The sequence below is a fragment of the Desulfatitalea tepidiphila genome (assembly GCF_001293685.1).
Classification (GTDB): Bacteria; Desulfobacterota; Desulfobacteria; order Desulfobacterales; family Desulfosarcinaceae; genus Desulfatitalea; species Desulfatitalea tepidiphila.
Genome location: NZ_BCAG01000003.1, coordinates 485,460 through 509,659 on the forward strand (window position 1 = coordinate 485,460; position 24,200 = coordinate 509,659).

The 24,200-nt window shown below is 54.4% G+C and carries 26 protein-coding genes; 15 read left to right on the forward strand and 11 right to left on the reverse strand.

Annotated features, from left to right (window positions below; genetic code table 11):
* From DFT_RS06785 to DFT_RS06820, 8 genes are all read left to right on the forward strand, one after another.
* Complete coding sequence (locus DFT_RS06785; RefSeq protein WP_305791186.1) at window positions 1-1,173, forward strand: FAD-dependent oxidoreductase; 1,173 nt, start codon at window positions 1-3, stop codon at window positions 1,171-1,173.
* A gap of 165 nt (window positions 1,174-1,338) precedes the next feature.
* Window positions 1,339-1,473: a YjbQ family protein gene (locus DFT_RS24890; protein WP_305791178.1), complete on the forward strand. Its 135-nt coding sequence runs from the start codon at window positions 1,339-1,341 to the stop codon at window positions 1,471-1,473.
* Between the two features lie 276 nt (window positions 1,474-1,749).
* The gene (locus DFT_RS06790) at window positions 1,750-2,004 is read left to right on the forward strand and encodes a hypothetical protein (protein ID WP_054030479.1); all 255 of its coding nucleotides are present in this window, start codon (window positions 1,750-1,752) and stop codon (window positions 2,002-2,004) included.
* Window positions 1,967-3,055 carry a DUF2213 domain-containing protein gene (locus DFT_RS24895; protein WP_076750429.1) on the forward strand — a complete coding sequence of 363 codons (1,089 nt, stop codon included), beginning with the start codon at window positions 1,967-1,969 and terminating at the stop codon, window positions 3,053-3,055. The genes DFT_RS06790 and DFT_RS24895 overlap by 38 nt, the downstream gene beginning before the upstream one ends.
* Window positions 3,056-3,057: 2 nt before the next feature.
* A complete protein-coding gene (locus DFT_RS06805) occupies window positions 3,058-3,360 on the forward strand; it encodes a hypothetical protein (protein ID WP_200907037.1) in 303 nt (100 codons plus the stop codon).
* Complete coding sequence (locus DFT_RS06810) at window positions 3,357-3,662, forward strand: hypothetical protein (RefSeq protein WP_054030482.1); 306 nt, start codon at window positions 3,357-3,359, stop codon at window positions 3,660-3,662. Before DFT_RS06805 ends, DFT_RS06810 begins: the two co-directional genes overlap by 4 nt.
* Before the next feature lie 216 nt (window positions 3,663-3,878).
* On the forward strand, window positions 3,879-4,778 hold the full coding sequence (locus tag DFT_RS06815) for a baseplate hub protein (protein WP_152971888.1): 900 nt from the start codon (window positions 3,879-3,881) through the stop codon (window positions 4,776-4,778).
* A gap of 292 nt (window positions 4,779-5,070) precedes the next feature.
* Entirely contained in the window at window positions 5,071-6,483 is a 1,413-nt protein-coding gene (locus tag DFT_RS06820) for a hypothetical protein (protein ID WP_054030484.1), read from the forward strand.
* Window positions 6,484-6,858: 375 nt separating this feature from the next.
* On the opposite strand, the gene DFT_RS06825 is transcribed toward DFT_RS06820, so the two are convergent.
* Window positions 6,859-7,272: a hypothetical protein gene (locus DFT_RS06825; RefSeq protein WP_054030485.1), complete on the reverse strand. Its 414-nt coding sequence runs from the start codon at window positions 7,270-7,272 to the stop codon at window positions 6,859-6,861.
* 109 nt (window positions 7,273-7,381) lie between these two features.
* Between DFT_RS06825 and DFT_RS06830 the strand changes: the two genes are divergently transcribed.
* The 6 genes from DFT_RS06830 to DFT_RS06855 all read left to right on the forward strand — a co-directional run bounded on the left by DFT_RS06830 (window position 7,382) and on the right by DFT_RS06855 (window position 13,183).
* A complete protein-coding gene (locus DFT_RS06830; RefSeq protein ID WP_054030486.1) occupies window positions 7,382-8,059 on the forward strand; it encodes a tyrosine-type recombinase/integrase in 678 nt (225 codons plus the stop codon).
* A 20-nt stretch (window positions 8,060-8,079) separates the two neighbouring features.
* Window positions 8,080-8,496, forward strand: coding sequence for a secondary thiamine-phosphate synthase enzyme YjbQ (locus tag DFT_RS06835; RefSeq protein ID WP_054030487.1), 417 nt, complete (start codon window positions 8,080-8,082; stop codon window positions 8,494-8,496).
* Window positions 8,497-8,506: 10 nt separating this feature from the next.
* The gene (locus DFT_RS06840) at window positions 8,507-10,195 is read left to right on the forward strand and encodes a recombinase family protein (protein WP_054030488.1); all 1,689 of its coding nucleotides are present in this window, start codon (window positions 8,507-8,509) and stop codon (window positions 10,193-10,195) included.
* Window positions 10,164-10,451 carry a secondary thiamine-phosphate synthase enzyme YjbQ gene (locus DFT_RS06845; protein WP_305791179.1) on the forward strand — a complete coding sequence of 96 codons (288 nt, stop codon included), beginning with the start codon at window positions 10,164-10,166 and terminating at the stop codon, window positions 10,449-10,451. The genes DFT_RS06840 and DFT_RS06845 overlap by 32 nt, the downstream gene beginning before the upstream one ends.
* A gap of 187 nt (window positions 10,452-10,638) precedes the next feature.
* Window positions 10,639-11,013, forward strand: a complete 375-nt coding sequence (locus tag DFT_RS06850) for an ArsR/SmtB family transcription factor (RefSeq protein WP_054030489.1) — start codon at window positions 10,639-10,641, stop codon at window positions 11,011-11,013.
* A 19-nt stretch (window positions 11,014-11,032) separates the two neighbouring features.
* Window positions 11,033-13,183 carry a heavy metal translocating P-type ATPase gene (locus tag DFT_RS06855; protein ID WP_083453572.1) on the forward strand — a complete coding sequence of 717 codons (2,151 nt, stop codon included), beginning with the start codon at window positions 11,033-11,035 and terminating at the stop codon, window positions 13,181-13,183.
* A 73-nt stretch (window positions 13,184-13,256) separates the two neighbouring features.
* On the opposite strand, the gene DFT_RS06860 is transcribed toward DFT_RS06855, so the two are convergent.
* From DFT_RS06860 to DFT_RS06905, 10 genes are all read right to left on the reverse strand, one after another.
* On the reverse strand, window positions 13,257-13,457 hold the full coding sequence (locus DFT_RS06860) for a cold-shock protein (protein WP_054030491.1): 201 nt from the start codon (window positions 13,455-13,457) through the stop codon (window positions 13,257-13,259).
* A gap of 179 nt (window positions 13,458-13,636) precedes the next feature.
* A complete protein-coding gene (locus DFT_RS06865) occupies window positions 13,637-14,626 on the reverse strand; it encodes a peptidylprolyl isomerase (RefSeq protein WP_054030492.1) in 990 nt (329 codons plus the stop codon).
* A 13-nt stretch (window positions 14,627-14,639) separates the two neighbouring features.
* A complete protein-coding gene (locus tag DFT_RS06870) occupies window positions 14,640-15,284 on the reverse strand; it encodes a lactate utilization protein (protein WP_054030493.1) in 645 nt (214 codons plus the stop codon).
* An 83-nt stretch (window positions 15,285-15,367) separates the two neighbouring features.
* Window positions 15,368-16,414 carry a glycosyltransferase family 4 protein gene (locus DFT_RS06875; protein ID WP_235506187.1) on the reverse strand — a complete coding sequence of 349 codons (1,047 nt, stop codon included), beginning with the start codon at window positions 16,412-16,414 and terminating at the stop codon, window positions 15,368-15,370.
* A gap of 258 nt (window positions 16,415-16,672) precedes the next feature.
* The gene (locus DFT_RS27220) at window positions 16,673-17,167 is read right to left on the reverse strand and encodes a PilZ domain-containing protein (RefSeq protein WP_054030495.1); all 495 of its coding nucleotides are present in this window, start codon (window positions 17,165-17,167) and stop codon (window positions 16,673-16,675) included.
* The gene (locus tag DFT_RS06885) at window positions 17,164-17,667 is read right to left on the reverse strand and encodes a SoxR reducing system RseC family protein (protein WP_054030496.1); all 504 of its coding nucleotides are present in this window, start codon (window positions 17,665-17,667) and stop codon (window positions 17,164-17,166) included. Before DFT_RS06885 ends, DFT_RS27220 begins: the two co-directional genes overlap by 4 nt.
* A 92-nt stretch (window positions 17,668-17,759) precedes the next feature.
* Complete coding sequence (locus tag DFT_RS06890; protein ID WP_054032385.1) at window positions 17,760-19,811, reverse strand: (Fe-S)-binding protein; 2,052 nt, start codon at window positions 19,809-19,811, stop codon at window positions 17,760-17,762.
* A gap of 20 nt (window positions 19,812-19,831) precedes the next feature.
* Window positions 19,832-21,679: an NADH-quinone oxidoreductase subunit NuoF gene (gene nuoF, locus DFT_RS06895; RefSeq protein WP_152971889.1), complete on the reverse strand. Its 1,848-nt coding sequence runs from the start codon at window positions 21,677-21,679 to the stop codon at window positions 19,832-19,834.
* A 40-nt stretch (window positions 21,680-21,719) separates the two neighbouring features.
* A complete protein-coding gene (locus DFT_RS06900) occupies window positions 21,720-22,073 on the reverse strand; it encodes a DRTGG domain-containing protein (protein ID WP_054030497.1) in 354 nt (117 codons plus the stop codon).
* 46 nt (window positions 22,074-22,119) lie between these two features.
* Complete coding sequence (locus tag DFT_RS06905; RefSeq protein ID WP_054030498.1) at window positions 22,120-22,614, reverse strand: NADH-quinone oxidoreductase subunit NuoE family protein; 495 nt, start codon at window positions 22,612-22,614, stop codon at window positions 22,120-22,122.
* A gap of 714 nt (window positions 22,615-23,328) precedes the next feature.
* On the opposite strand from DFT_RS06905, the gene DFT_RS06910 reads away from it, so the two are divergent.
* Window positions 23,329-24,189, forward strand: a complete 861-nt coding sequence (locus DFT_RS06910; RefSeq protein ID WP_054030499.1) for a purine-nucleoside phosphorylase — start codon at window positions 23,329-23,331, stop codon at window positions 24,187-24,189.
* Window positions 24,190-24,200: the final 11 nt, after the last annotated feature.

Consider the following 24,200-nt stretch of genomic DNA (forward strand, 5'->3'; position numbering starts at 1 on the left):
GTGGTCAGAACAGCCGACGTATTTCGTAAAAAATCGGGCATCGACGTGCGGACCGAACATCAGGTCGAGCACATCGACCTGTCGGAAGGTCTCGTGAGCGGGCAAACCCGCGAGGGCAAAAGGTTCGAGCTGCCGTTCGATCGTCTATTGATCGCCACAGGCGCGGATCCCATCGTTCCGGCCCGGCCCGGTTTCGATTTGCCCGGCGTGATGGTGGTGAAAACCCTTGACGATGCCCAGGCGATCAAAGAGCGCATCACTTCACACCCGGTCAAGCGTGCGGTGATACTGGGCATGGGCTACATCGCCATGGAGATGGCCGAGGCCTTGCGGGAACGCGGCATCGAGGTGGCCATGGCCAAGCCGCGTGCCCGGTTGTTGCCCTGGCTGCCCGAAGAACTGGCCCAGCGTGTCGGCGAGGAGTTGGCGGCCCACCAGGTGGCCCGCCACACCGACTTTTCCGTGGATCACATCGAGGAACGCGGCAACCATCTGGCGGCCGTAAGTGCATCCGGTGATAGGTTGGAGGCCGACCTGGTGGTCGTGGCCATCGGCGTGACCCCCAACAGCCGGCTGGCCAGGGATGCCGGTCTGGCATTGGGTCCGTCCGATGCCATTGCCGTGGATCGGCAGATGCGCACCTCGGACGATCGGATCTATGCGGCCGGTGATTGCGCCGACGCTTTTCATGTGGTCACCGGGGGGCGCGTCTGGATCCCGTTGGCGTTGCGTGCCAATCGCGCTGGATGGGCCGTGGCGGACCACCTGTGCGGCCGCGAGGTGTCGCTTCAGGGGGTTGTCGGCAGCGCCGTCTTCAAGGTGTTCGATCTCGAAGTGGCGCGCACCGGCCTGACCGCAGCCGAGGCGGCCGAGGCCGGCTTTGACCCGGCCACCGTCACCATCAAGGCCTCCTCAAAAGCCCATGCCATGCCGGGCGCATCGCCGATCCTGGTCCACATGGTCGGTGATCGACGCAGCGGCCGGCTGTTGGGCGCTCAGATGGTCGGCCGCGAGGGGGCGGCCCACCGCATCAATACAGCGGCCGTGGCCCTGCATGCCGCGATGACCGTGGCGCAGTTCTGCGAATCGGATCTGGCCTACGCACCCCCCTTCGGCCCCACCTGGGATCCGCTGCTGGTGGCGGCCAATCAATTGATTAAGGCCATGAAGTAGTGCCCATCCACAAATGTCCAATTTGCCCGATATCGGCGTTGCACGAAAAATTTCATCCTCGGAATATCCGTCATATGCCTGCGGTTAAATTTTTCGTGCGCCTTGATCTCGACCCAATTTGCCTATTTGTGGGCGGGCACGAATTACCTTGCGAAAGGAGCGAAGATGAAAAGCTATCGGCAAGAACTGTGGTTTGAAGTGCCGACACGGCGTGCCTTCATCAATATCACACCCCAAGTCGAGGCGTGCCTGCGGGAAAGCGGGATACAGGAGGGGCTCGTGCTTTGCAAGGCCAAGTAAACGTACTTTTTTTTGAAATGACCGAGACCGCATAGGCTCGCCGCCAGGCTTTTTCCCGTACCAGAATTACTTCTTCACCACACCCACCAAAAAACAAAATCCATAAATAAAACAAGGGAATACAGAAATGTGTTCCTTTGTTTTTTTAATTTAGAGCGATTTATTTAATTTTTTATTTAAATAAAACAATAGGTTATACTATTTTTCTACTTGACTATTGGTGCAATTGATTTTATTAGTTTGTTAAAAACCAATAACCGAAAAAGGATAACAACAATGACAACCCCCAATGAAATCGGACGCTTGAAGGCTGAGGAAGAAATCGAAATGGCACTCGCGAAGTACGGAAAAACCGAAAAACGGATCACAACCATAGCAATCGACAAGCAGCTCTGGACACTTTTCCGGGCCAAGTGTCTAATGGAAGACAAGACCGCGACCGCTGTGATCAGCGGATTGGTTACAGACTACCTCAAGAAAGGAACGCAAAAAAATGTTGCGAATCCTCAATTTCGCCGCCTCAAGTCCTGACCGCCCTAAGTGGACAAAGACCGCAGAGGGCTGGCTGCGCTGCCGCGCACGTATTTTGGCCGAAAGGGTGATGCCATACACAGCCGACGAGCTTGTTGGCGCACTTCCCCCCAATTTCCCAACCGATGAAATTCTAATGGCCGTAACAAGACAGGCCATGACCGATCCCGATGCACTACGCAGCCTTGAAGGTGTTCCATTAGTGGGCGGGGACCATCATTGGCTCGACGAAAATAATGTGAAGCAGTTCGCTATCGGTGCCGTAGCTGGCACACCCAAATTGGACGGCGATTACCTTGTTTGTGATCTCCTCGTTACATTTCCCGAAGCAATTCGTGCCATAGAAGCCGGTGAACTTGGAGAGATCAGCGCCGCATACGTGGCCGAAACAACGTATGAACCGGGCATCCTCAATGGGCAACGATTTGATGCAATTCAGCAGCAACTGCGATTCAATCACCTTGCTATCATTCCTCCCGGCTACGGCAGGGCGGGTGAAGATGTTCGAATTTTTAATTTGAAAGGAGTACGACCAATGAATTCCGAAGCATTTGAAAACGGACGCAACAAAGCCTTGTCCGAAATCCAGGCTAAGTTGGACGCAGCCAAGAGAAAAAAACTCTCCAACTACGATTTTGACCAGGAAGAAGCCGACGAACTGGCCCTCGCCAATATCACCAACAGCGACCCCCAGGCCACCCTTCGACGAATTATGAACCAGCGCCGCACCAATCGCTTTGGCACGCCCCACTTCACGCCTGCCGATGTCCGGCGCATGATGAATGCCAGGGACCGGGAGGATGCCTCGTTTGCCGATGTGCGAGCAATGAATCGCACTATTGCCCTTGCCAAAATGGGTGTGATGAATGCCGGTGAAGCCCTTGAATCCATCGAGGAATTGCGTGCCAAGGCTGGATTACGAAAGATTCGGCGAAGCAAAGTCGGCAACCTGCCGACCGCTGCCGAGGCATTGGAAGTTGGCTACAAGAAGTATAAAAATCGTCGAGACCCGTTGGAGAAGATGGGTTTCAAGGGTCGGAAAGAGGATTAGAAATGGCAACGAAACCCACAGGAAATGGAACGATTTTTCGCCGGAATGTGACGTCCCCCAATACTCCACCCGGGGGGTCTTCCCCGGCGAAGAATAACCGGCTCAACTCCATCAAATCGGTGCGCCAATATTTAGCTTCGTTGATTCACCGCCTTGAGGAACGACATGGTGGTGTTCTGGATTCGGCCCTGGCCGGACGGTTGGCCTACATTTCGAATATTTTGTTGGGTGCTATCAAGGATGCAGACCTCGAGAAACGCGTGGCCGAATTGGAACGCAGGCTTAAGGAAAGGGGGCTTCTATGAGAGCAATCGAACGTAAAATTTTCCAATTGGAGCAGATCGCACGGCCTGGAGAAGATACTGCTGCCGCCAAGGCCATGGCCGAACTGACCATTGCCTTGATGAAGGAATCGCTTCGCGAAAACCCAGACCATCCCTGCCAGGAGGCCATGGCCGAACAGAAGGCCATCATCAAGGCGATTGAAAGTGGTAATTATCGCCAAAAAACGTATCAGTTTTTTATGGACCGCGACGAACGGGCCGCATCGGTAGTTGCCGAGCTGCGGGATGTCTTGGCCCAGGAACCAGCACAAACAGAGTTTTAGCGTAAGGCGTGGGCTGTCCCTCACACAGCTCGCCGGCCAGGCGTGGCCGTAGGGCCTCTCCTCCCAACGCCCGGACCAGCCAGCGGTGTCCGAAAAAACACTGGCAAGCCGTCCGCAGCGGGACATTGCCCTACCTGACGGGCGGATCAACCCCCAGGAGGACATGGGCCGTGTCCACCCATGTCCTCCATCCCCAAAATAATTCAGAGGTGAGTTATGACGGATACCTTACCATATAGACGCAGAGTGCGTGTCTTGATCGGCCCATTAGAAGAATGGAGAGGTGGTGGAAACGAAAAACTCTCCGTTGCCCTTGATGGCGATGGAACTCAATCGGGTTTGCGGATAAAATTTCAGGTGCACCAGCATGTTGTTAGTACAGCAACCCCTACTGTCATCCAAATCTACAACCTGAGCAAAGAGCTTCGAAACGAACTACAAAAACCAGCCATCCAGATTGCTTTGTGGGTTGGTTGGTATGATACCGATTTGGTGTTGCTCTACACTGGAAGTCTTTTGCAGGCGACGAATTATCGCCACGGACCGGATATCGTAACAACCCTTCTCACAAATGCCGCGTTTGGTGGGTTAAGTAGAACAGTCTTGGCACAGACTTTTGCCGGTGGTTCGAAGTTACGAGATATTGTTTTGAACATTGCCAAGAGGATACCGGGGGTTGTGGTAGACCCAAAGAATGTAAATATCAACACCACCAAGAGAATTGGAAACCAAGGCCTAAGTTTTGCTCTTCCAATCAATGAAGCATTAGATGGCTTATCACGTGTCTACGGTTTCAGTTGGAGAGTGGAGAATAAAATTTTTTATGCTATTGTTGATGGCACTTATCTCGGCACAAATAAGCCTGTCATTAGTCACAGGAACGGTTTTCTTCTTCGGTGTGAACCGATGCTGACCGGCGCTTTCCAGCAGCAAAGAGGCGTCATTATTAATTCCATTCTAAACCCATATGTTAAGGCGGGTGGCCTGGTCGCGTTGGACAGCGCCGTCAATCCCCAACTGAATAGGGACTATGTTGTGCATGAATTATTTCACAACGGTGACACCCACGCCTCGACCTGGGAATCTCACGTCCATTCATTTATCCAGGTTGGATGATAAAGTTTTATTTCCAGTTTTATGCCGATATTTAGCCCGTAAATCGTCATTCAAGCACCTACCAAACCGTCCTAACTGAATAGATTACGGCAAATTTATTTTTAGTTCTACGGAAAAATTCAACGTCCAAACTGTAAAATAAAATAACAGGTTCCCGACCAATCGGCCTGACGGCCACGTGGCGGTGAACACAACCGGGGATAGGGTCGCTCCCGAAAAGTGGTTGGCCAACTCCCTCCACCACTTTCCCCGGCTTCTTCAATTGGGAGAAATTGAAAAGGAGGGATTCAAAATGTCACAAATCTTGTTTAGACGCACGAAGTCTGCACCCACCCCGTCAACACCTACTCGTTTGGCCAACCCCAAAAAAAGTGTTTCGTTGAATTTCAAAAATGAAATTACTCGTCCAAGTCCTTTTTTGATCAGTGATGAAGAACTCAACCCCCAGGGCTACATCGAAAAGAAGTACGGCGAAAACACAATTCGTGTCCATGGCAAGCTGAGAGAAAAAGACCGCCAAACGCTAATCACGCTTTTGGCCATCTACAAGACTTCCGGCAAACACCCACTAAATCTAAAAATTTCGGATATTGCCAAGGCTGGAAATATCAAAAATCCCTACAATGAATCTACTCTCCAACCGATTAGGGAAAGTATTGACAGGCTGAAATTGGCACGGATTGAAATAAACCCTGGCCCATCCAGGCTAAAAAGAAACTCGGCCACCTTCATCTTTTTACACGGCTGGCGTCGGGATGACGATACCTGTCAACTATTCTTGGCAGATTACTTAAATACCGCTTTGAATTTTGGTATCGGTTTTTACATCCAACCGGCGATCTACTACGAGTTGAGTAGTGATATCGCTAAGGCACTTTTTTGTTTTCTCCAAAGTCAACGCATGCCCTACACAATTCGTCTGGCAAAGCTTTGCGAGTTCATAAATTATGACCCCGCTGGCCAACCTTGGAAGAAAATTTGGCAAACCGTTGACAAGGCCCTTAAGCAACTATTGGCCAAGGGCATCATTGGTAAGTATACTCGTGACGGTGCTAAACTAAAGGAGGATGGGGGTCTTATCACCATCGAAGGCCCAGGCCGGAAGACGTTGGACGTAGCAAATCCTTACGTTGACATGGCCAACCGTCTGGCGGAAGTTCTCCAAAAAGCAAAGGGTATCAAAACAGAACAGCGCAAAGTAAATTTTTGGGCAAACAATATCAAATCCCTGGTCGAAGACAAAGGTGTCGTTATTGGCCGAATCGAAGCTGCGCTGTTGTGGTACGAAGAATTCCACAACAGAGAATTTACTCCCCAAATCGCATCTGGTAAAGATTTGCTGGAGAAATTTCCAAACCTTGAGGATGCTGTACAACGACACAAAAAAGAGCTGTGGCGTTCCAACCAAATTGATCCGGATAGAGAATCTTTCGTAGTATTCCTCCCTGACGAGGTTCATGCATTCGCCAGCAAATACGAATACAGCGAACCCACCCCGCCAAAGCCTAAGTCACCACCAAAGCCGCAACCGGCCCCGCCTCCTGCAAAAAAAGCAGAACAACAATCCAGCCGATGCCCATTTGGTGGCGCCTTTGGGGAAGACTGCAACGGCTTGGAGAACTGTGATTCTTGTCCGGCCGAGATTTGGAAACAATGCCAGGACGAATATGACAGGAAAAATTACACTCACCTATTTACCGAGTAGGTGATAACTATGTTGCGAACATAAAAAACCATGGAACCTATTGAAAAAACACAAAATCCCAATACCGTAGGGTGGGGGTTTGGTGTTCTCTTCTTTTTTAACCTATTTACCAAGTACCAGATACCTATTTACCGAGTACCAAAAACCTATTTACCGAGTACCCGAAACCTATTTACCGAGTACCAAAAACCTATTTACCGAGTACCAAAAACCATGGAAGGTATTGAAATAACACAAAATCCCAATACCGTAGGGTCTTTTTAGGGTCTTTTTAGGGTCTTTTTAGGGTTTATATACAGGGGGTCCCTGGACATATTTTTCTTTTCTTTTTTATTTTTTATTTTTTTTTTGGAGAGCTAACATGTCCAAAGAAATTTAAGCATGGATGAAATACTTCCAATGAAAAACATGCCCAAAGAAAATTTTAGAGTAATACTTCCAATGAAAACAAAAAATGCCCAAAGACATCAAAACCAAATTACCGTCCAAAGCATCTATCACCAACGGCCACGCGCTACCACGCCATGCCAAGGTGATGATGGCAGGGGTGCCGCGCCCAATGTCTAAACTGCCCAAAAACGGTACTATTTTTCGTGATAAAATAGGGGGGTCGGTAGGGGTACCTACCCCCAAAGGTTTTCCACCGCAAATTTTGGCGCTACGGCCGGTTTTTTGCGGTTTTAATAACCGGGACGTACCACCAAAAAACGGTCCCTTAAACCCCAAACCACCCAAACCCAAAAAACAGGCCATGACCTGCCATTTTTTGCCATCAAAAAGATGAAACAAATTAGGGATTTTCCTTTGAGTTCGGATGGTTGAAGGCCCATTTTGCCTTGATTTTAGACACCGGACCTGTCGATAAACTCAATATAAAACTTTTAACGGAGGGCAAAAAATGGAAAAACTTGTGCAATTCCCAAACAAAACAGGCGCAAAGACCAAAAAATCCAGGCCACGAAACACCGATGGCCCAAAATATTTCACCGCCCAACAGATTAAGGCCCTGCGGCGAACTGCCCGGGATGCGGCCGCGCTGGCCCAGGACAAGGGCAGGGTGACCGGCATCCGCGATTGGATGGTGATTGATTTATTGACCTCGACCGGCCTACGGGTTAGCGAAGCTGCCGATTTGCGCTGCGGCGATGTGATGGCGGGCTATGGCGAATCGGCGATATGGATTCGAAGTGGGAAAGGCTCCGTTAGCGGGACCGTGATAATACCTGAAGGGTTGAAACGTCATTTGAAGTGGTACATTAATTGGAAAGAGGACCGCAACGAACCCACCGGACCTGATGACCACATTTTTATCGGGCAGCGAGGTCCGATGACCGCCCAGGCTTTGCAACAAATTGTGAAAAAGTTCCTGAAACGCCTTGGATTGTACCAGCGCGGAAAGAGCACACATGCGCTTCGGCATAGTTACGCAGTCGAATTATATTCGCGAGAGCGGGACTTAAGAGCCGTTCAAAAGCAGCTTAGACATGTGTCCATTCAAAGCACATTGGTGTACGCTGATGTTACGAAAGAAAAAATCGCGGACCAAGTTAAAAATCTTTGGGGAGGCAACTCATAACAGAGGGAGGGAGGCAAAAAATGAAATCCTATCGCAAAGAACTTTGGTTCGAGGTGCCCACGCGGAGGGCTTTTATCAATATCACGCCACAGGTCGAGGCATGCCTACGTGAAAGCCAAATTCAAGAGGGCCTTCTACTTTGCAATGCGATGCACATCACAGCCTCGGTATTTATCAATGACGACGAAAGCGGCCTGCACCACGATTATGACCAATGGTTGGAAAAGCTGGCCCCCCATGCGCCCGTTGGCCAATACCAACACAACGTCGGCGAGGACAACGCCGACGCCCACATGAAGCGTCAAATCATGGGCCGGGAGGTTGTCTGTGCCATAACAGAGGGGAAGTTGGATTTCGGGACCTGGGAACAAATATTTTATGGCGAATTTGACGGCAGACGGCGAAAGCGAGTCCTGGTTAAAATCATCGGCGAATAAGGGGGCCATGATGAACGCAAAATTGTCAAAACCGATTATTTTCGCCCCCCTGGTTCGTGTGTCCACAGAGGGCCAGGCCAAGAAGGGCGAAAGCCTACGCACCCAAAAACAGCAAATTATGCGGGCCGTTGAGCATTTGGGCGGCATCCTGATGGATGACCCATGGCGGTATAGTGGCCAGGAGCATGCAACGGAAAATTTCGAACGGAAAAAGCTGAACCAGCTATTAGCCGATTCGGCCAAGGGCATCTTCGATGCCGTAATCGTGGCCGACGCCTCACGGTGGAGCCGGGACAACTTAAAAAATGAAGAGGGGTTGCGCATCCTGCAAAAAAATGGGGTGAGATTTTTCGTCGGCACCACCGAACACAACCTTTTTGACCCTACGGCCCGCATGTTTTTGGCCATGGCCGCAGTGATTAACCAATACCAGGCCCGCCTTCAGAACCAAAAATCCATAGACAACCGTATTGAACGGGCAAAGCGAGGCCTCCCAACCAGTGGAAAACTACCGCACGGACGCACTTTTGACAGATCAACCGGCAAATGGGGAATCGATAAGGACAAACAACAAAAGATAATTTGGGCTGCGGAGCAATACCTTTCGGGCGAACCGTTGCCGAAGCTGGCCAAAATCCTTGGAATGAACCATGCCAGCCTTTGGAAAACTCTAACCCGCCGCAGCGGTGACACATGGGAAACGCATTACCGTTCCAAGGAGTTGGGAGTGGATGAAACCGTTAAGATAAAAATCCCACCCCTGCTGCCACCAAAAACCATCGAGCAAATTTTAAAACGGGCGGCATCGAACAAAACTTATACGCACGGCCATCAAAAGTATAAGTATCTGCTGGCGCGGGTGGTTTTTTGTGACGAGTGTGGATATGCGATGTTCGGCCAAACAAACATGCATAGCAATAAAAACCGCTACTATCGCCACCCCCGTGAACGAGAACGAGTGAAACAATGCAGCCAAGGCCCCGGCCTTTGGGTGCGGGCTGACGAATTGGACAAGGCGGTATTCAACAAACTTTTTGCCCTGGTCGGTGATGTGGCCGGCCTGGAAAAAGCCATGCTCAAGGCGCTGCCGGACACGACCAAGCTTGATGACCTGCTGGCCCAAAAAGCCACTTTTGAAAAAGAGTTGGCCCAAATCCAGACAGCGAAACAAAACCTGATTGGTGCCATCGCCAAAGGCATTTTAACGGACGAGGACGCCAAGGGCCAAATGGCCGATTTGAAATGTAGCGAGCAGGGCATAAAAAAGGCCATCGAAAACATTGACGGCCAGTGCCAAGGCATCCCTTCCCGTGAACAACTTCGCAGCAAGGCACAACTCATCACGCACACCCTAAAATGGGTCTTTAGACAATGGCATCGGGTCGACAAAATGAGCTGGACCGAACGCCGGAAATTGGTCGAAAAATTTTTTGATGGGGTGGACGCAGATGGACGTAGACTGGGCGTTTACGTAAGACGGGATGCCGCAAACGCTTTACGGTACACGATCCGCGGCACGTTGTATGCGTTCGATGGTGTTTTGGACCCTGAAAGCGACCCGGACGACCAGGGGAATGAACCGCTCGAACATACTGAAATGTTTGTGAATAATGACTTCAACGAGGTGCCGTCAAACGGTGTTAAACAAGATATGTCTGGCAAACGCCATGCATATCACGGCATCCGTCTTTATCAATGACGATGAAAGCGGCCTCCATCACGATTACGACCAGTGGTTGGAACGTCTCGCCCCGCATGCTCCAGTGTCCCAGTACCATCACAATGTGGGCGAGGACAATGCCGATGCCCACATGAAGCGTCAGATCATGGGGCGGGAGGTCCTGGTCGCCGTGACCGAGGGCAAACTCGATTTCGGAACTTGGGAGCAGATTTTTTACGGTGAGTTCGACGGCCGCAGACGCAAGCGTGTCCTGGTGAAAATCATCGGCGAGTAAGCCGTTGCACCGGTCCTGCCGCCGATGGTCTTTTGAGGCAAGACCTCCCATCCACATCCGACTCCATCCATCGATAGGTTCAGACAATCGACTTCTCGCTTTTTTATTTTTCGTTGACAGATACGAGTGGCGTCAATATATGAACAAATAATCATATGTTCATATGTTTTGAAAAAGGAGCCCACCCATGTCCGTCCGACACATTTCTTCCGACGTCGATGTCTGCGAAACCAACTGTATTCATGCCGACATCGTCGCACATGTGGCCCGCAATCTACCCCACGGCCGGTGGTTCGATCCCCTGGCCGATTTTTTCAAGCTCTTTGGCGACGGCACGCGGATTCGGATTCTCTGGGCGCTCAGCGAATCGGAGATGTGCGTGTGTGATTTGTGCGCATTGTTGAGCATGCAGCAATCGGCCGTCTCCCACCAATTGAAGAATTTGAAACAGTCCACGGTGGTGAAATCGCGCCGCGAGGGAAAAATCGTCTACTACTCCCTGGACGACGATCACATCCGCCGCCTCTTGGACCTCGGGATGGCGCATCTCCAGGAGTCGTAACAGGGAGTCGATGGGACACATGGAAACGGCAGGCATTGAAAAATATCGGATCGATCACCTCGATTGCGCCGCTTGCGCGGCCCGGATCGAAGCGCGAATCCGGCAACTGGAAGGCGTGGCGTATGCCGCCATAGATTTTGCGACCCAGACGTTGCGAGTCCAAACGGATGATATGGAAAACGTCGTGGCGCACGTGCGCGCCATCGAACCTTCCATCGAATTGACACCGATGGCCCAATTGGCCGGAAGCGAGACGGCCGGAAAAGCACACTCGGATTATCCCATCGGCAGAGAGCTCGCCATCCTCTGCGCCTCGGTGTTGTTTTTCGCCGGTGCGCTTCTCATCGAATATCGTTTCTCAGATCACACCCTGGCCGCTTTTTTCCTGCCGTTCGTCATGGCGGCCTACTTTCTGGCCGGCTGGAATGTCTTCGCCGCCGCATGGCGCACCCTGCGCCGGGGCGGATTCTTTGATGAGAACCTGCTCATGGTCATCGCCACCGGCGGCGCCATGGCCATCTCCGCCTATGACGAGGCCGTGGCGGTGATGCTGTTCTATAAAGTGGGAGAAATGCTTCAGTCCATGGCCGTGTCCGGTTCGCGACGGTCCATCCGGGCGCTTTTAGACGCCAAGCCCGACAGGGCCTGGCTGCAAACCGAAGAGGGGCTGCGGCAACTATCCCCGGAAGCGGTACCCGTGGGCGCGTCCATCGTGGTGCGTCCAGGAGAGAAGATTCCATTGGACGGCAAGGTGATCGAGGGGCGTTCTTTGGTGGACAGCGCCGCCTTGACGGGCGAATCCGTGCCTTTATCCGTGGGGGTGGGAGATGAGGTACTGGCAGGCCAGATCTGCCAAACCGGTGCACTGACCCTGAAGGTCGTGCGTCCGTTTGCCAGCTCGTCCATCGCCAAAGTGATGACCCTGGTGGAAGACGCCACGGCGCGCAAGGCGAAAACCGAACGGTTCATCACCACCTTCGCCCGATACTACACGCCGGCCGTGGTGGTGTCGGCGGCCGCTATTGCCGCGATTCCTCCGCTGTTGACCGGGGATGCCTTTACCGTCTGGCTCTATCGTGCCCTGGTGTTGCTGGTGATCTCGTGCCCATGCGCCCTGGTGGTGAGCATTCCCCTGGGCTATTTTGGTGGCATCGGTCGCGCTTCGCGGCGCGGTATCCTGGTCAAAGGCGCCAATTTTCTCGATTCCCTGGCAGCAGTGACACAGGTGGTGTTCGATAAAACCGGGACCCTCACCCAAGGCGTGTTCGCCATCAGGGAGGTGGTGAGCCTGAACGGTTATTCCCGGTCGCAGTTGCTGGAGATGGCCGCTGCGGCCGAATGCCGTTCCAACCACCCCATCGCCGGGGCCATTGTGGCTGCCTATGAAAAGAGCGGCGGGCGCATCGCATCCCTGGCGTCCGCCGAACATGCCGAACAGCCGGGCAGGGGAGTGATCGCAACATTTAAGAACAGACGGGTCCTGGTCGGAAGCGACACCTTGATGCACCAACATGCCATCGCTCACCCCCGGTGTGAATGGGGGGCAACCGTCGCACATATCGCGGTGGACGGTACCTATGCCGGCTACATCGTCATCGGCGATGAATTGAAACCGGATGCCGCCGAAGCCGTCCTGGATTTAAAAAAGATAGGGGTCGAGCATGTGGGTATGCTGACCGGCGACAATGGGTATGTAGCAGAGGCGGTGGCGCGTCGTCTTCGGCTCGACAGCTTCCGTGGGGGGTTGCTCCCCGAAGACAAAGTGGAGGCCTTGGAGCGAATCCAACGGCAGCACCGCGGTCATGGGAAGATGGCGTATGTGGGGGACGGCATCAACGATGCGCCGGTCATCGCCAGGGCCGATGTGGGAGTGGCCATGGGGGCACTGGGCGCTGATGCCGCCGTAGAGACAGCTGATGTTGTACTGATGACCGATTCGCCCCGGAAAATGGCAGAAGCCCTTTCCATTGCCCGATTGACGCGTCGAATCGTGTGGCAGAACATCGTTCTGGTTTTTGTCGTGAAGGCGATTTTTTTGGGCTTTGGCGCCGCGGGACTGGCATCCATGTGGGAGGCGGTGTTTGCCGACGTGGGTACGGCCTTGTTGGCGGTGGCCAATTCGGCGCGTATCGTTGGAAAAAGGCCGCACTCGACACCGATGGGTGTCTGACAAGAAACCACCGATCGAAAAAAGCGCCATGCCCCGGACCAGAGGTGTCATGGCGCTTTTTCAGGTTGAAGCTTTAAGCCCTTTTAACGTTTTTGGCTTCCGGACCGCGTGTGCTCTCCTCGACTTCGAAGATGACTTGCTCCCCTTCATTCAGGGTTTTGTAGCCATCCATGGTAATGGATGAAAAATGCACGAAAATGTCGCGACCACCCTCTTCGTTAATGAAGCCATACCCCTTTTTGTTGTTGAACCATTTCACCGTACCGTTTGCCAAAGCTCTTTCCTCCTGTGTCGTTACGTTCCTACTCCAAAAAGGCTACCACCCCCGATGTTACCCAGTAAGTTGAATAGAGCCTATAAAAACATAGATATCATTATAGTCTGAGTAACATTCATTTTTAGAATAAGCGATGGCTGTCCGATAGGTCAAGAAAAAACATTTGGCCTATCACTTCAAGGATTTGAACCGTGCCGAACGATAGTTGCCTGTCGCTTGAGCGCAGCGACATATTTTTGGGCCGCTGCATTCTCTTTGTTGCGCCTCAGGGTGCGCTCGATTTTTTCCCGGGCATCCCTGTAGCTTTCGGTCGCAGCGGGCTGGCGATCGATCATCTGAATCAGATGATAGCCGAACCGTGTGGTGACGACGTCGCTGATTTGACCGGGGTCCAGTTTGGCGACGGCTGAGGCGAAGTCGCTTACCATCTGGTCAAGGGAAAGGTATCCCAGGTCGCCTCCCCGGGCTTTGCTTGGGCAATCGGAATAATCGAGGGCCAGGACGGCGAGCTTCTCACCCGCTTCAATCCGCCGCTGAAGCGTTTGAATGGTATTCAATGCGGCCTCTTGATCGTCCTTGTTTTGCAGGTCATTCACCGCGACCAGAATATGGCGTACCCTGATTTTTTCACCCCTATCGAAGAGGGCGGCGTTCTTGCGATAAAATGCCTGGATTTCGGCCTCACTGACACTTATGGTTCGCAATGCTTCACGTCGTAACAATCGTCGAACGATCAGCCCTTTGCGAATACGCTCTTCGAGTTCTGCCTGATTCAGGCCGCTATTATCGAGATAGGTTTTTAAGGCCGATCTACTTCCCAGTTGATCCTGCAACTCCTTGAGGGTGGCGTCGATCCATTGGGATCGGATCTGGATATTTTTCTCCTGGGCATGCTGGTAGAGTAGTTCGCGTTCGATGAGATTTTCGATGAACTGGCTGCGCAAGCCATCGAGCTGCCGATCGGACAAGGGCCGATTCCGCAGGATCATTTCAGCACGCAGTTGGCCGATTTCCCGGGCCAGATCTTTTGGGTAGATCGCCGTGTCGTTGACGGTGGCCAGGGCGGGTGCCGAGGCGCGGTGGTTTTCCGAAAAGCAGAGCGGCGTATGGATCAGGGAGAACAACAAAATTGTAAGGGTCAATAACCCCAAACGAAAGTTGGTCATGGCAGCCTCGATATCAGAACCCCAGTGCTTCATTGATTAAAACGACGCTCGTAGGGGTCAACACGGGTTGACGATGCAAGATGGTCGTGATGCGACAGATACGTTGAGGCGAATGGCAATCCGTACAAATGCCGGTTTCCGCACACGGTGTCTTCATGTTGAGGCTTTTGGCGCGCATGGGGCCTGCCACTTGACGCACCCGCTGCAGCGCACCCGCAAGATCGTCCGCCACTTTATTCATGCCGGCCACGATGATCACTCGGCAAGGGCCGAACGCCATGGCGCTGGTTCTGTTCCCGGCGCCGTCGACGTTGACGATCTCACCGGTCAGTGAGATGGCATTGGCGCTGCAAAAGAAGCAGTCACAGGTCAATTGGGACTTGCGGATGGCCAACGTATCCTGGGGCGAAAGATTCGGCTGCCAGTGGTCGAACACGGTTTTTCCCCGCGCGCTGAGATGCTCCACCAGGCCGAGTCGCCGCACACTGTCCGATCCACCGAAACCAAAACTCTGATACGGTTCGATTATGGAGAGAATCAGGTCGGTGCCGGCCTGCGTGTCCGCCACCCAGTGGGCGTCGAAGCCATTCTTTTTCAGGTTTTCCACACACCGCTGGCCGCGCTGTTCCCAGAGCCACGTTTCGTAGGATGACTGCATTGTTTCCCCTTCTCCTTGTTGATGACCCCAATTCAATCCACCGCCTCGTCGAACTTAGCCTGCAGTCTCAACTTTTGTCAATGTCAGCATTTTTCAGAACAACAGGGCAGGCAGTCGCCTATCAGGTTGTGCAGTTTCTGTCGCAACACTTTGTATGAATAGTAGTGGCTTCCAATTTCGTAATTGTGCGCCACCATTTGCTTCTCGAAATCTGGGTCACGAAGTACTCGTTTGGCCAATTGAACGGCTTTTTTGGTCACGTAACCGTCGATTTCGATGACTTCGAACCCTTTTGGGCGGATATCAGTGGCATAGATCGAGTAGTTGTTCACCAGAATGGGTCTGCGAAAGTAAATGGCTTCCAGAAAAGCGTTGCCGAAGCCTTCGAAATTGGAAGGGTAGGTCACCAGGTCGGCGAAAGGATAGATGTCCTCCAGGGTGTATATCTTGCGACCGTCTTGGGTGGTGCCGCGTTTGTCGTTGATGATATCCGATACGAAGAGGGTGTCGACACCAAGCATTTGGGAGTATTCCCAGACCCTTCTTTCGTAATCGTGGCCTTCGTCACCGGAAGCGTGCGAGATGACCAGCTTGGCCCGTGCGCCGAGTCGTTTCACGAACTCGATGGCATGCTCGATCCCCTTGCGCTTGACCACGCGGGTCGGCTGCAGAATTAGCAGTTCCCATTTTTTCAGTCCCAGGGCGTGGCGGACATCCTGGGAATATTCATCCGGCGGCGGTGGCGGGTTCTCAAAGTCCATGACATTGGGGATGATCGTCGATGAGATGCCCGTACGCAGTGCGAGTTGATTGGCCCCCGATGAATTGATGGTGACATGAGAGATACTGGGCAGTTGCGGTGGAAAAGCCATGCTCAGGTATTCCCACACCGCATTGACCGAGAATGCTTGCCGCTCCCAGACAAAATCGTGGTGATGGGCGATGGTTTTGAGGCCGGTCTCGGAAATGACTTCGGTCAGTGCGATGCCCAGCGGCAGGTTGAGTGGGATCGTCAAGCAGTTTTCGGCGACCAGCAGGTCTATCTCGAATTGTTCGATGAAGCGGTAGAGGTGGTCTTTGAGATGGTGTTTGATCTTCTGGATTTTTTCGGTGACTTTTCGTTCACGCAAACGGGCGCCAAAGCATTGATTATAGATATGTTTGATATCGGGATGCTGAAAATGGGCTTCGGCGACCGTGTAGCTGTGCGCCGGATCTCGATCGATCTCTCCGCCAAAATAGAACGGGGCAATGCCGTAGGATTCGATGATCCGGGCCCATTTCTCGGCCTCCAGGGAGACGCCGTCGGTCCCAGCAAATCGGGTGGAAATAAACCCCGCACGGTGATTGCGTTGGCATTGGGTGCAATAGGCCATGGTTCCAACACATTACGACATCAGATAGAAGCCCAGGGCAGGCTCGTCCCCTTGATTCGGGGCAAAAGAGGTGCCGACGAGATTTTTATGAACGTTGCGCACAACCACACTTCGGTTGATCAGGGTTCGGCGCTTGTCGTCGAGGTGAAATTCGACCCGGATCGTGTCGCCGATGTCAAAATTCCGTTCGACATTCAGCTTGAGTTTGACACCGGTGCTAGAGATATCGACCACGCGCATGTTGCCTTTGTCCACATCGCCGTTCTCGAGGCGGCAGAAGTAGACGCCGGCCAAGTTGGTGGCTTTCCGGTACTGACGCCTCTTTTCAAGGGAGACTTTGAAACGGTGACCACAGTTGCAGGTGCAATTGACGGTGATTTTTTTGTTGATGGATGCAAACTTGGAGACATCGGCGGTGGTCACATTGCCGCATTGGGGACAGACAAAGGTGGCGGTGTTGTTGCTGGTAATGAAGACCTTTTCAATCATGCGGAAAAGCCCGATCATGTGTTAGGGGTTTGAGAAGGACACCCGGTCGCCTCCATGTCGGTTGGATGGAGAGCGCCGTTTCTCAGTATCCGTTTGATTTTCGGTTGATACGCTTCCTTATGGGCCATACGGCGCCCCTTGATGCGTATGACCACCAGCGCAACTCCAAAGAACACAAATGCAACTATAGCGGATGCGACCGATGGGTGCAAGCCCAGTCCCGTCGCCATCCGGTCGCCGAGGAAACCACCGGCGATCATGCAAAGAATCGGGAAGAGGTAGAGCAGGAAAGTGGCTTTGAGCATGGCGCCCGTGGCGATCACCAGCTGGATCTGATCTCCGACCTTTGCACCTGCGAGGTTGATGGCTTCGACCTCTTGTGGCGCTCCACCGGCACCCGGATTGCAGCTGTCGCGCGAAGCGCAGTGTTCACATGCGCTGGAGCGCGAGGTTCTCACCCAGGCGGTGGCGGGACCGTGGGCCCCGATTCGAACGACGACGCCTTCTTCAATAGCCATTGGCAATATCCCACGAGTATTTCGGGTGGATTCCCTCTGACTCGGTTGTGTTGAATCTTTTTCGTCTATCTGTTTGTCAGGCTGCCGGGAGGTTATCGGCCTGCCGCACCCTCACGAAGGAGGACTTTTTCTTTTTTGTCTTTCAAATAGCAGATCAGACCACATTGCAGGCAGCGATCTGCCTCGTGCTTGGCCATCTCGGCCGTGAATCCCTTCTCCAATTCCTGGCCGAGCGCCGTTTGGGCCGGGCTGGCCAGCGGCATGATCTGACGCACCTGGTGCGACACACCGGCCACGTGATCCACGTTCTGGACCAGGGTTTCCGGCGTCACCACGTTGTCGGAGACTTCCAGGGGCAGATGATACAGGCTGAGGTGAATCGATACCGCTGCCCGGCGGCCGGCTGCAATGGCCTTGATAGCCGCTTGAAAGTCGGTCAGGTTGTCACCCCTGGACATCAATCCGGTTTCATGGTGGAAGGCAGGCTGTTTGTATGGCGGCAGGGCCTCCCATGATGCGGCGGCCGGCGCTGCGCCTTCCCTGTCTTCCCCGGATGCCGTGACCGGCACGAAGATCAGTTCGGGAATACGCCCGGATGCAAATACCAGGTGATCGACCTGCACGATGTCTGTGGCGCCACTGTCCAGATCGGTCAATTCAACCGCCTTGAGCGTATGACCCTCCCCATAAAGGCGGCTGATGCCCTTGTCAACGGTGATGGCAATCTCTTCGGGATCGATGTCGCTCATGGCCGCTTCGCGTACCAGCAGGGTGATGCGGCTGGCCCCCAATTGCTTGCATCGATCGATCAATGCCGGTGACAGGTTGGGGTTGCCCACAATCATAACGTGGCCAGTGAGCGCAATCCGGGGATAATCGTCCCGGCCGGCCTTAGCGACATCGATGAGCAGATGGCATCCCGGGGCAGGGCTCACTTCGCCTTTACCATGGGTTCGGGCCAGCCGGCTGTCCCATCCGCCGACCGCCAGAAAAACGGCCTGATATCCCTCGGCCAGCAGGTCGGTCACCGACACATCCCGGCCGAGCATCTTGCCGGTCTCGGTTTTGACGCCCATCTGCTCGATGCCTTCGATGTCCCAATCCAATACGCTGTCCGGAAGACGGTATTTGGCAATGGCGGTTCTCAACAGCCCGCCCAGTTTGGGCTGGGCCTCGAAGACCGTAGTGGTGTGGCCCAGGCGGGTGGTGAAGAAGGCGGCCGACAACCCCTGCACACCTCCGCCGATCACGGCCACGCGACGGCCGGTTTCCGGTGCCTTGAAAGGTTGTACGTGGGTGCCCCGCGCCATTTCCTGGTCGGCGGCATAGCGTTTCAGGAAGTTGATGGCCACCGGTTCATCCACGTATTGGCGCCGGCAGTCGTTTTCACAGGGGCGCGGACAGATGCGGCCGATCACCGTGGGAAAGGGATTGCGCTCCTTGATGATCTGAACGGACCGATCGGTGTCGCCGTCGGCGATGGCTTTGATGTAGGCGCTGATGTTGATGCCGGCCGGACAGGCGCGTTGACAGGGGGTGGTGCACTCTTCGGTGGTGTACTCCCTGAGAATGCGCCGGGTGACCGATGATAGGGTAATGATATGCTTGGGGCAGGCGCGCTCACAAGTGCCGCAACCGGTGCAACGGCTTTCGTTGACGATGGGCAGCCCCTTGGGGCCCATGACGATGGCGTTGAACGGGCAGACCCGTGCGCAGGTGCCGAGACCGAGACATCCGATGGTGCAGACTTTCATGCCGCCATTGAGCAGGGCCGCGGCACGGCAATCGTTCAAGCCGTCGTAAACGTATTTGGTGTCCGCGTCGGCGACGCCGTAGGTGCAGCCGGGCAGGGCGATATCCGGCTCCTTCGCCTCTACGCTCACGCCCAGAATCGCGGCGATGGCCTGGGCGGTTTCCGGACCGGCAGCTACGCACGAGTTGGGTGCCGATTTGCCGGCCACGATCGCCTCGGCGTTGGCCGTACAACCCGGGTAGCCGCATCCACCACAGTTCGCACCGGGCAACGCGGCCTCGACCTCTAATATTTTAGGGTCCACGTAAACATAGAAGATCTTCGAAGCTATGGCCAGGCCGATGCCCACCACCAGCCCCAAACCGCCCATCAGCACGATCGCTATTCCCATTCCCATCGGACTCTTCTCCTCTACATGATGGCGCCAAACTTACATTTATCATAGCAGGTCAGGCACTTGATACATTTTTCTTTGTCGATGCGAGCGACCTGCTTTTTCTCCCAAACGATGGCTTCAACAGGGCAGGAGCGGGCACACAGGCCACAGCGGGTGCACAGTTCGGGATCGATTTCGAATTTGAGCAAAGCGACGCATCGCTTGGCCGGACAGCGGCGCTCATAAATGTGGGCCTCGTATTCGTCGCGGAAATATCGCAAGGTGGAGAGGACCGGATTGGGGCCGGTCTGGCCCAATCCGCACAAGGCGGTTTCACGGATGACCCCGCAAAGCTCCTCCATGGTGTCGATATCTTCGGGCTCACCCCTCCCCTCGGTGATCTTTTTCAGCAATTCGAGCAGTCGGCGTGTCCCTTCCCGGCAGGGGGTGCATTTGCCGCAGGATTCTTCCTGGATAAATTCCATGAAAAAGCGCGCCATATCGACCATGCAGGTTTTTTCGTCCATGACGATGACGCCGCCGGATCCCATGATGGCGCCGACCTTGGCGATCTCCTCGTAGTCCACCGGCGTATCGAGAAGATTCGCAGGGATACAGCCGCCGGAAGGGCCGCCGAGTTGTACGGCCTTGAATTTACGATTCTTGGGGATACCGCCGCCGATATCGAAAATCAGTTTGCGCAGGGTGGTGCCCATGGGAACTTCCACCAGGCCGATGTTGTTGACATCTCCGGACAGGGCAAAAACCTTTGTTCCCTTGCTCCTTTCGGTCCCCACCGACGCGTACCAGTCTCCCCCCTTCAGAATGATCTGGGGGATGTTGCAGAGGGTCTCTACGTTGTTGAGGATCGTGGGCTTTTCCCAGAGGCCCTTGTGAGCCGGGAACGGCGGTCGCGGCCGCGGCATGCCGCGACGTCCCTCGATGGAACGCATCAAGGCCGTCTCCTCACCGCAGACGAAAGCCCCGGCGCCCTGGTAAATGTCGATGTCGAAGTCGAACCCGGCGCCCAGGATGTCTTCGCCCAGCAACCCCCGCTCTTTGGCCTGGGAGATGGCGATCTGCAGCCGCTTGATGGCCAGCGGATATTCGGTGCGCGCGTAGATATACCCCTTATGGGCGTTGATCGCCTTGGCGGCGATGATCATGCCTTCCAGTACCGAGTGGGGATCGGCCTCCAGGATGCTGCGATCCATGAATGCACCCGGGTCCCCTTCGTCGGCATTGCACAGAACGTATTTGATCTCACCCGGACTCTTGCGGGCGAAGTCCCATTTGAGTCCAGTGGGAAAACCGGCGCCCCCGCGGCCGCGCATGCCGGACCGTTTGACCTCCTCGACGATATCCTCGGGTGTCATCTCCTTCAGCGCACGCGCCGCTCCCAGGTAACCGTCCCGGGCGATGTAGTCGACGATGGATTCGGGATCGATCAGCCCTTTGTTGCGCAATGCCCGGGGCATCTGATGGGCGAAAAAGGGAATTTCGGTCTGGGCCTCGATGTGCTTTTTGGTGGTCGGGTCCTTATAAAGCAGCTTTTCCACCGGCTTCCCGCCGATGAGGTGTTCCTGAATGATGGTGGGGATGTCCTCGGCGGCGATTTTCTGGTAGAAGATGTCGCCCGGGTGAACCACCATGATGGGGCCCATGGCGCAGAATCCATTGCATCCGGTCTCTACGACCTCGACCTTGTCCTGAAGTTGCTTGGCGGCCAGTTCGTCGAGCAATGCCTCTTTGACCTTAATGCTGCCGGTGGCGTGGCATCCCGTGCCGCCGCAAATCAGCAGGTAGGTTTTATCCGAGAAGGCCATCCGGTCTGCATGTGCGGCTTTGATCGATTGAAGATCGTCCAAGGTGAATTTCGGCATGACGTTTTTCCTTCGGCTTAACGATCGATAGTGTGATCCGTTACCACGATCCGTCCAATCCTCTGATGCCATTTATATAAAGTCGGCCACAGGCCACGAACAGGGAGTAGTCGGTCAACATCAGGGGGATGTTGTACGTGCGGGCCAGATCGATGACTTCCTGGGCGGGCTTTTTTTTGCGCACGATGACGACGGCACAGACCTGAGCGATTCGGGCGGTCTGGATGACCTGGGGCGTGGTGACGCCTGTGAGCAGGACACAATCCTTGGCTGCCGCCGCTAGCACATCATCCATCAGATCCGCCGCGCCGCCGCCCATGATGACGCGATCCATCTGGTCCTCACCGACCAGGATCCTGGCTTTGAGAATGTCTTGAAGTTCGCTGATTTTCATATATGCGCCCCTATGAACGAATCCTTTTTTGAATGTCTTGCGGGGGTTATTGGTATTTTTCGAGAATATCGATGACTTTATCCGAGCTTATAGCGCCGTGGGTGTCGTGGTCCACCACCATGACCGGTGCCAGGCCACATGCGCCCAGGCAACGCACCCCCTGCAGCGAGAACCGCCGATCCTCGGTCGTCCCACCCTCCTTGACCTTGTAGTGGTTTTCGACGCGGGTCAGGACCTCTTTTATGCCCTTCACATAGCAGGCCGTTCCCAGGCACAGCTTGATGGTGTGACGGCCCTTGGGCGTCATGGAAAAGAGGGCATAAAACGACGCCACGCCATAGACTTCGCTGCTGGGCAGGTTCATCCCCCGGCCGATATAGTCGAGCAGTTCAACGGGTAAATACCCCACGATATCCTGACATTCCCGGAGCACCGTGATGATCGAGCCGGGAACGGATCGATGGATTTGGATCGATCGGTCGAGTTGGGGCCACATCTCTTCTGTCACGTCGGGGTGATCAGGGTGTCCGAGCGCGTTCATACTTTTCTCCTCAGTGGATATGCCTTGCAGGAACCAGGCTTCGGAATCGGTGACGGTACACTGAAATAGCCGCCATAGGGAAATCTTTTTTCAGACCGGCAACATTTCATAAACCTTGGAAAAAGTCAATTAGACCAGGGACAAAAAGATCGATTAAAACGCCGGCGGCCAGGTGTTTATTTCGTCATGGGTGCACGGGTCGCCGGTGCGGCACGGCAACGTTTCGCCAGCAGCTCTGACTGAGCTTGATTCACCCTGACGGGCGTGCTTCCCATAAGTTTTTTGGAAAAAAATTCGCATAGCAACGGAGACGGCAGACGTGGTGGGGCAGGTGGCCAGGGCCACATACGCCTGCGGTCAATAGTGCCGGTTGAATGCAAACGGCGGACGAGCGGCCCAGACTGTTTGAGCGCAGCGAGTTTCTGGGCCGCCCGCCGTGCATGTTACCGGCACTTGACCGCTTGGCGTGTGGCATCGGTCACATGTCCCATCCACGACGGGTTTAATGAATAGCATCGGGTTAGAATCGCCGCCGTTTCGCACACCGGGTTGACGTTCGGCGGTCGCTGGCATATACAACATCTTCGCCGCAGGGGTAGCGGTTGTACACCACACGATAAGTCGCATACAGACGATGGCAGGCGGTGTTTCAGGCGCTGCCGAAAACCGACACCCGGGACGTTCGCCGGGTTTACCCGGGTATCCAAAGAAAAGATGAATACAACAGCACCATACGGTTTGAAAGAGGTCAACGAGGCCGTCGCAGCCTTAAGGGGGCGAATGGTTTCAGCGCCTTTGACCGCCATTCTAGCCGGTACCGGTCTGGGCGATATGGTCGACGCCTGCGAGGTGAACGCGCGCATCGCGTATGGAGAGATTCCCCATTTTCCTGCCTCGACGGTGGAATCCCATGCCGGCTACCTAGTTTTCGGTGCACTGAACGGGCAGCCGGTGGCCATTCTTCAGGGGAGATGTCACCTTTACGAGGGATATGGACCACGGACCGTCACCTTCCCCATCCGGGTGTTGCACTCCCTTGGCGTTAAAAACTTAGTGATTACAAATGCTTCCGGTGGACTGAACCCTGAATTCGCCGCAGGCGACATCATGGTCATCGCCGACCATATCAATCTGACCGGCGAAAACCCTCTGGTCGGGCCGAATGAAGAGGCGTGGGGCGGGCGATTTCCTGACATGACGGCCGCCTATGACCCCGCCTTGCGCCAATGGGCCCTGGAAGAGAGGGATCGGAAAGCCGGCCGATTGCGGGAAGGCGTCTATGTCGGTTTAAAGGGGCCTTCGCTCGAAACCCCCGCGGAGATGCGTTTCCTCAGAACGATCGGCGCCGACGCCGTCGGTTTTTCCACGGTCATGGAGTGTATCGCAGCCGTGCACGGCGGCATGCGCGTGCTGGGGCTTTCCACTATCACCAACACCTGCCGACCCGACGAACCGGCGCCCGCCCAACTGGAAGAGATCATTGCCGTGGCGCGGGATGCGGCCCCGCGACTGGCGGCCATCATCGCCGCTGTGATCGGCCGACTTTCCGAAGCCGATCCCGACGCCGGTCGATAGAGGATGGTGGA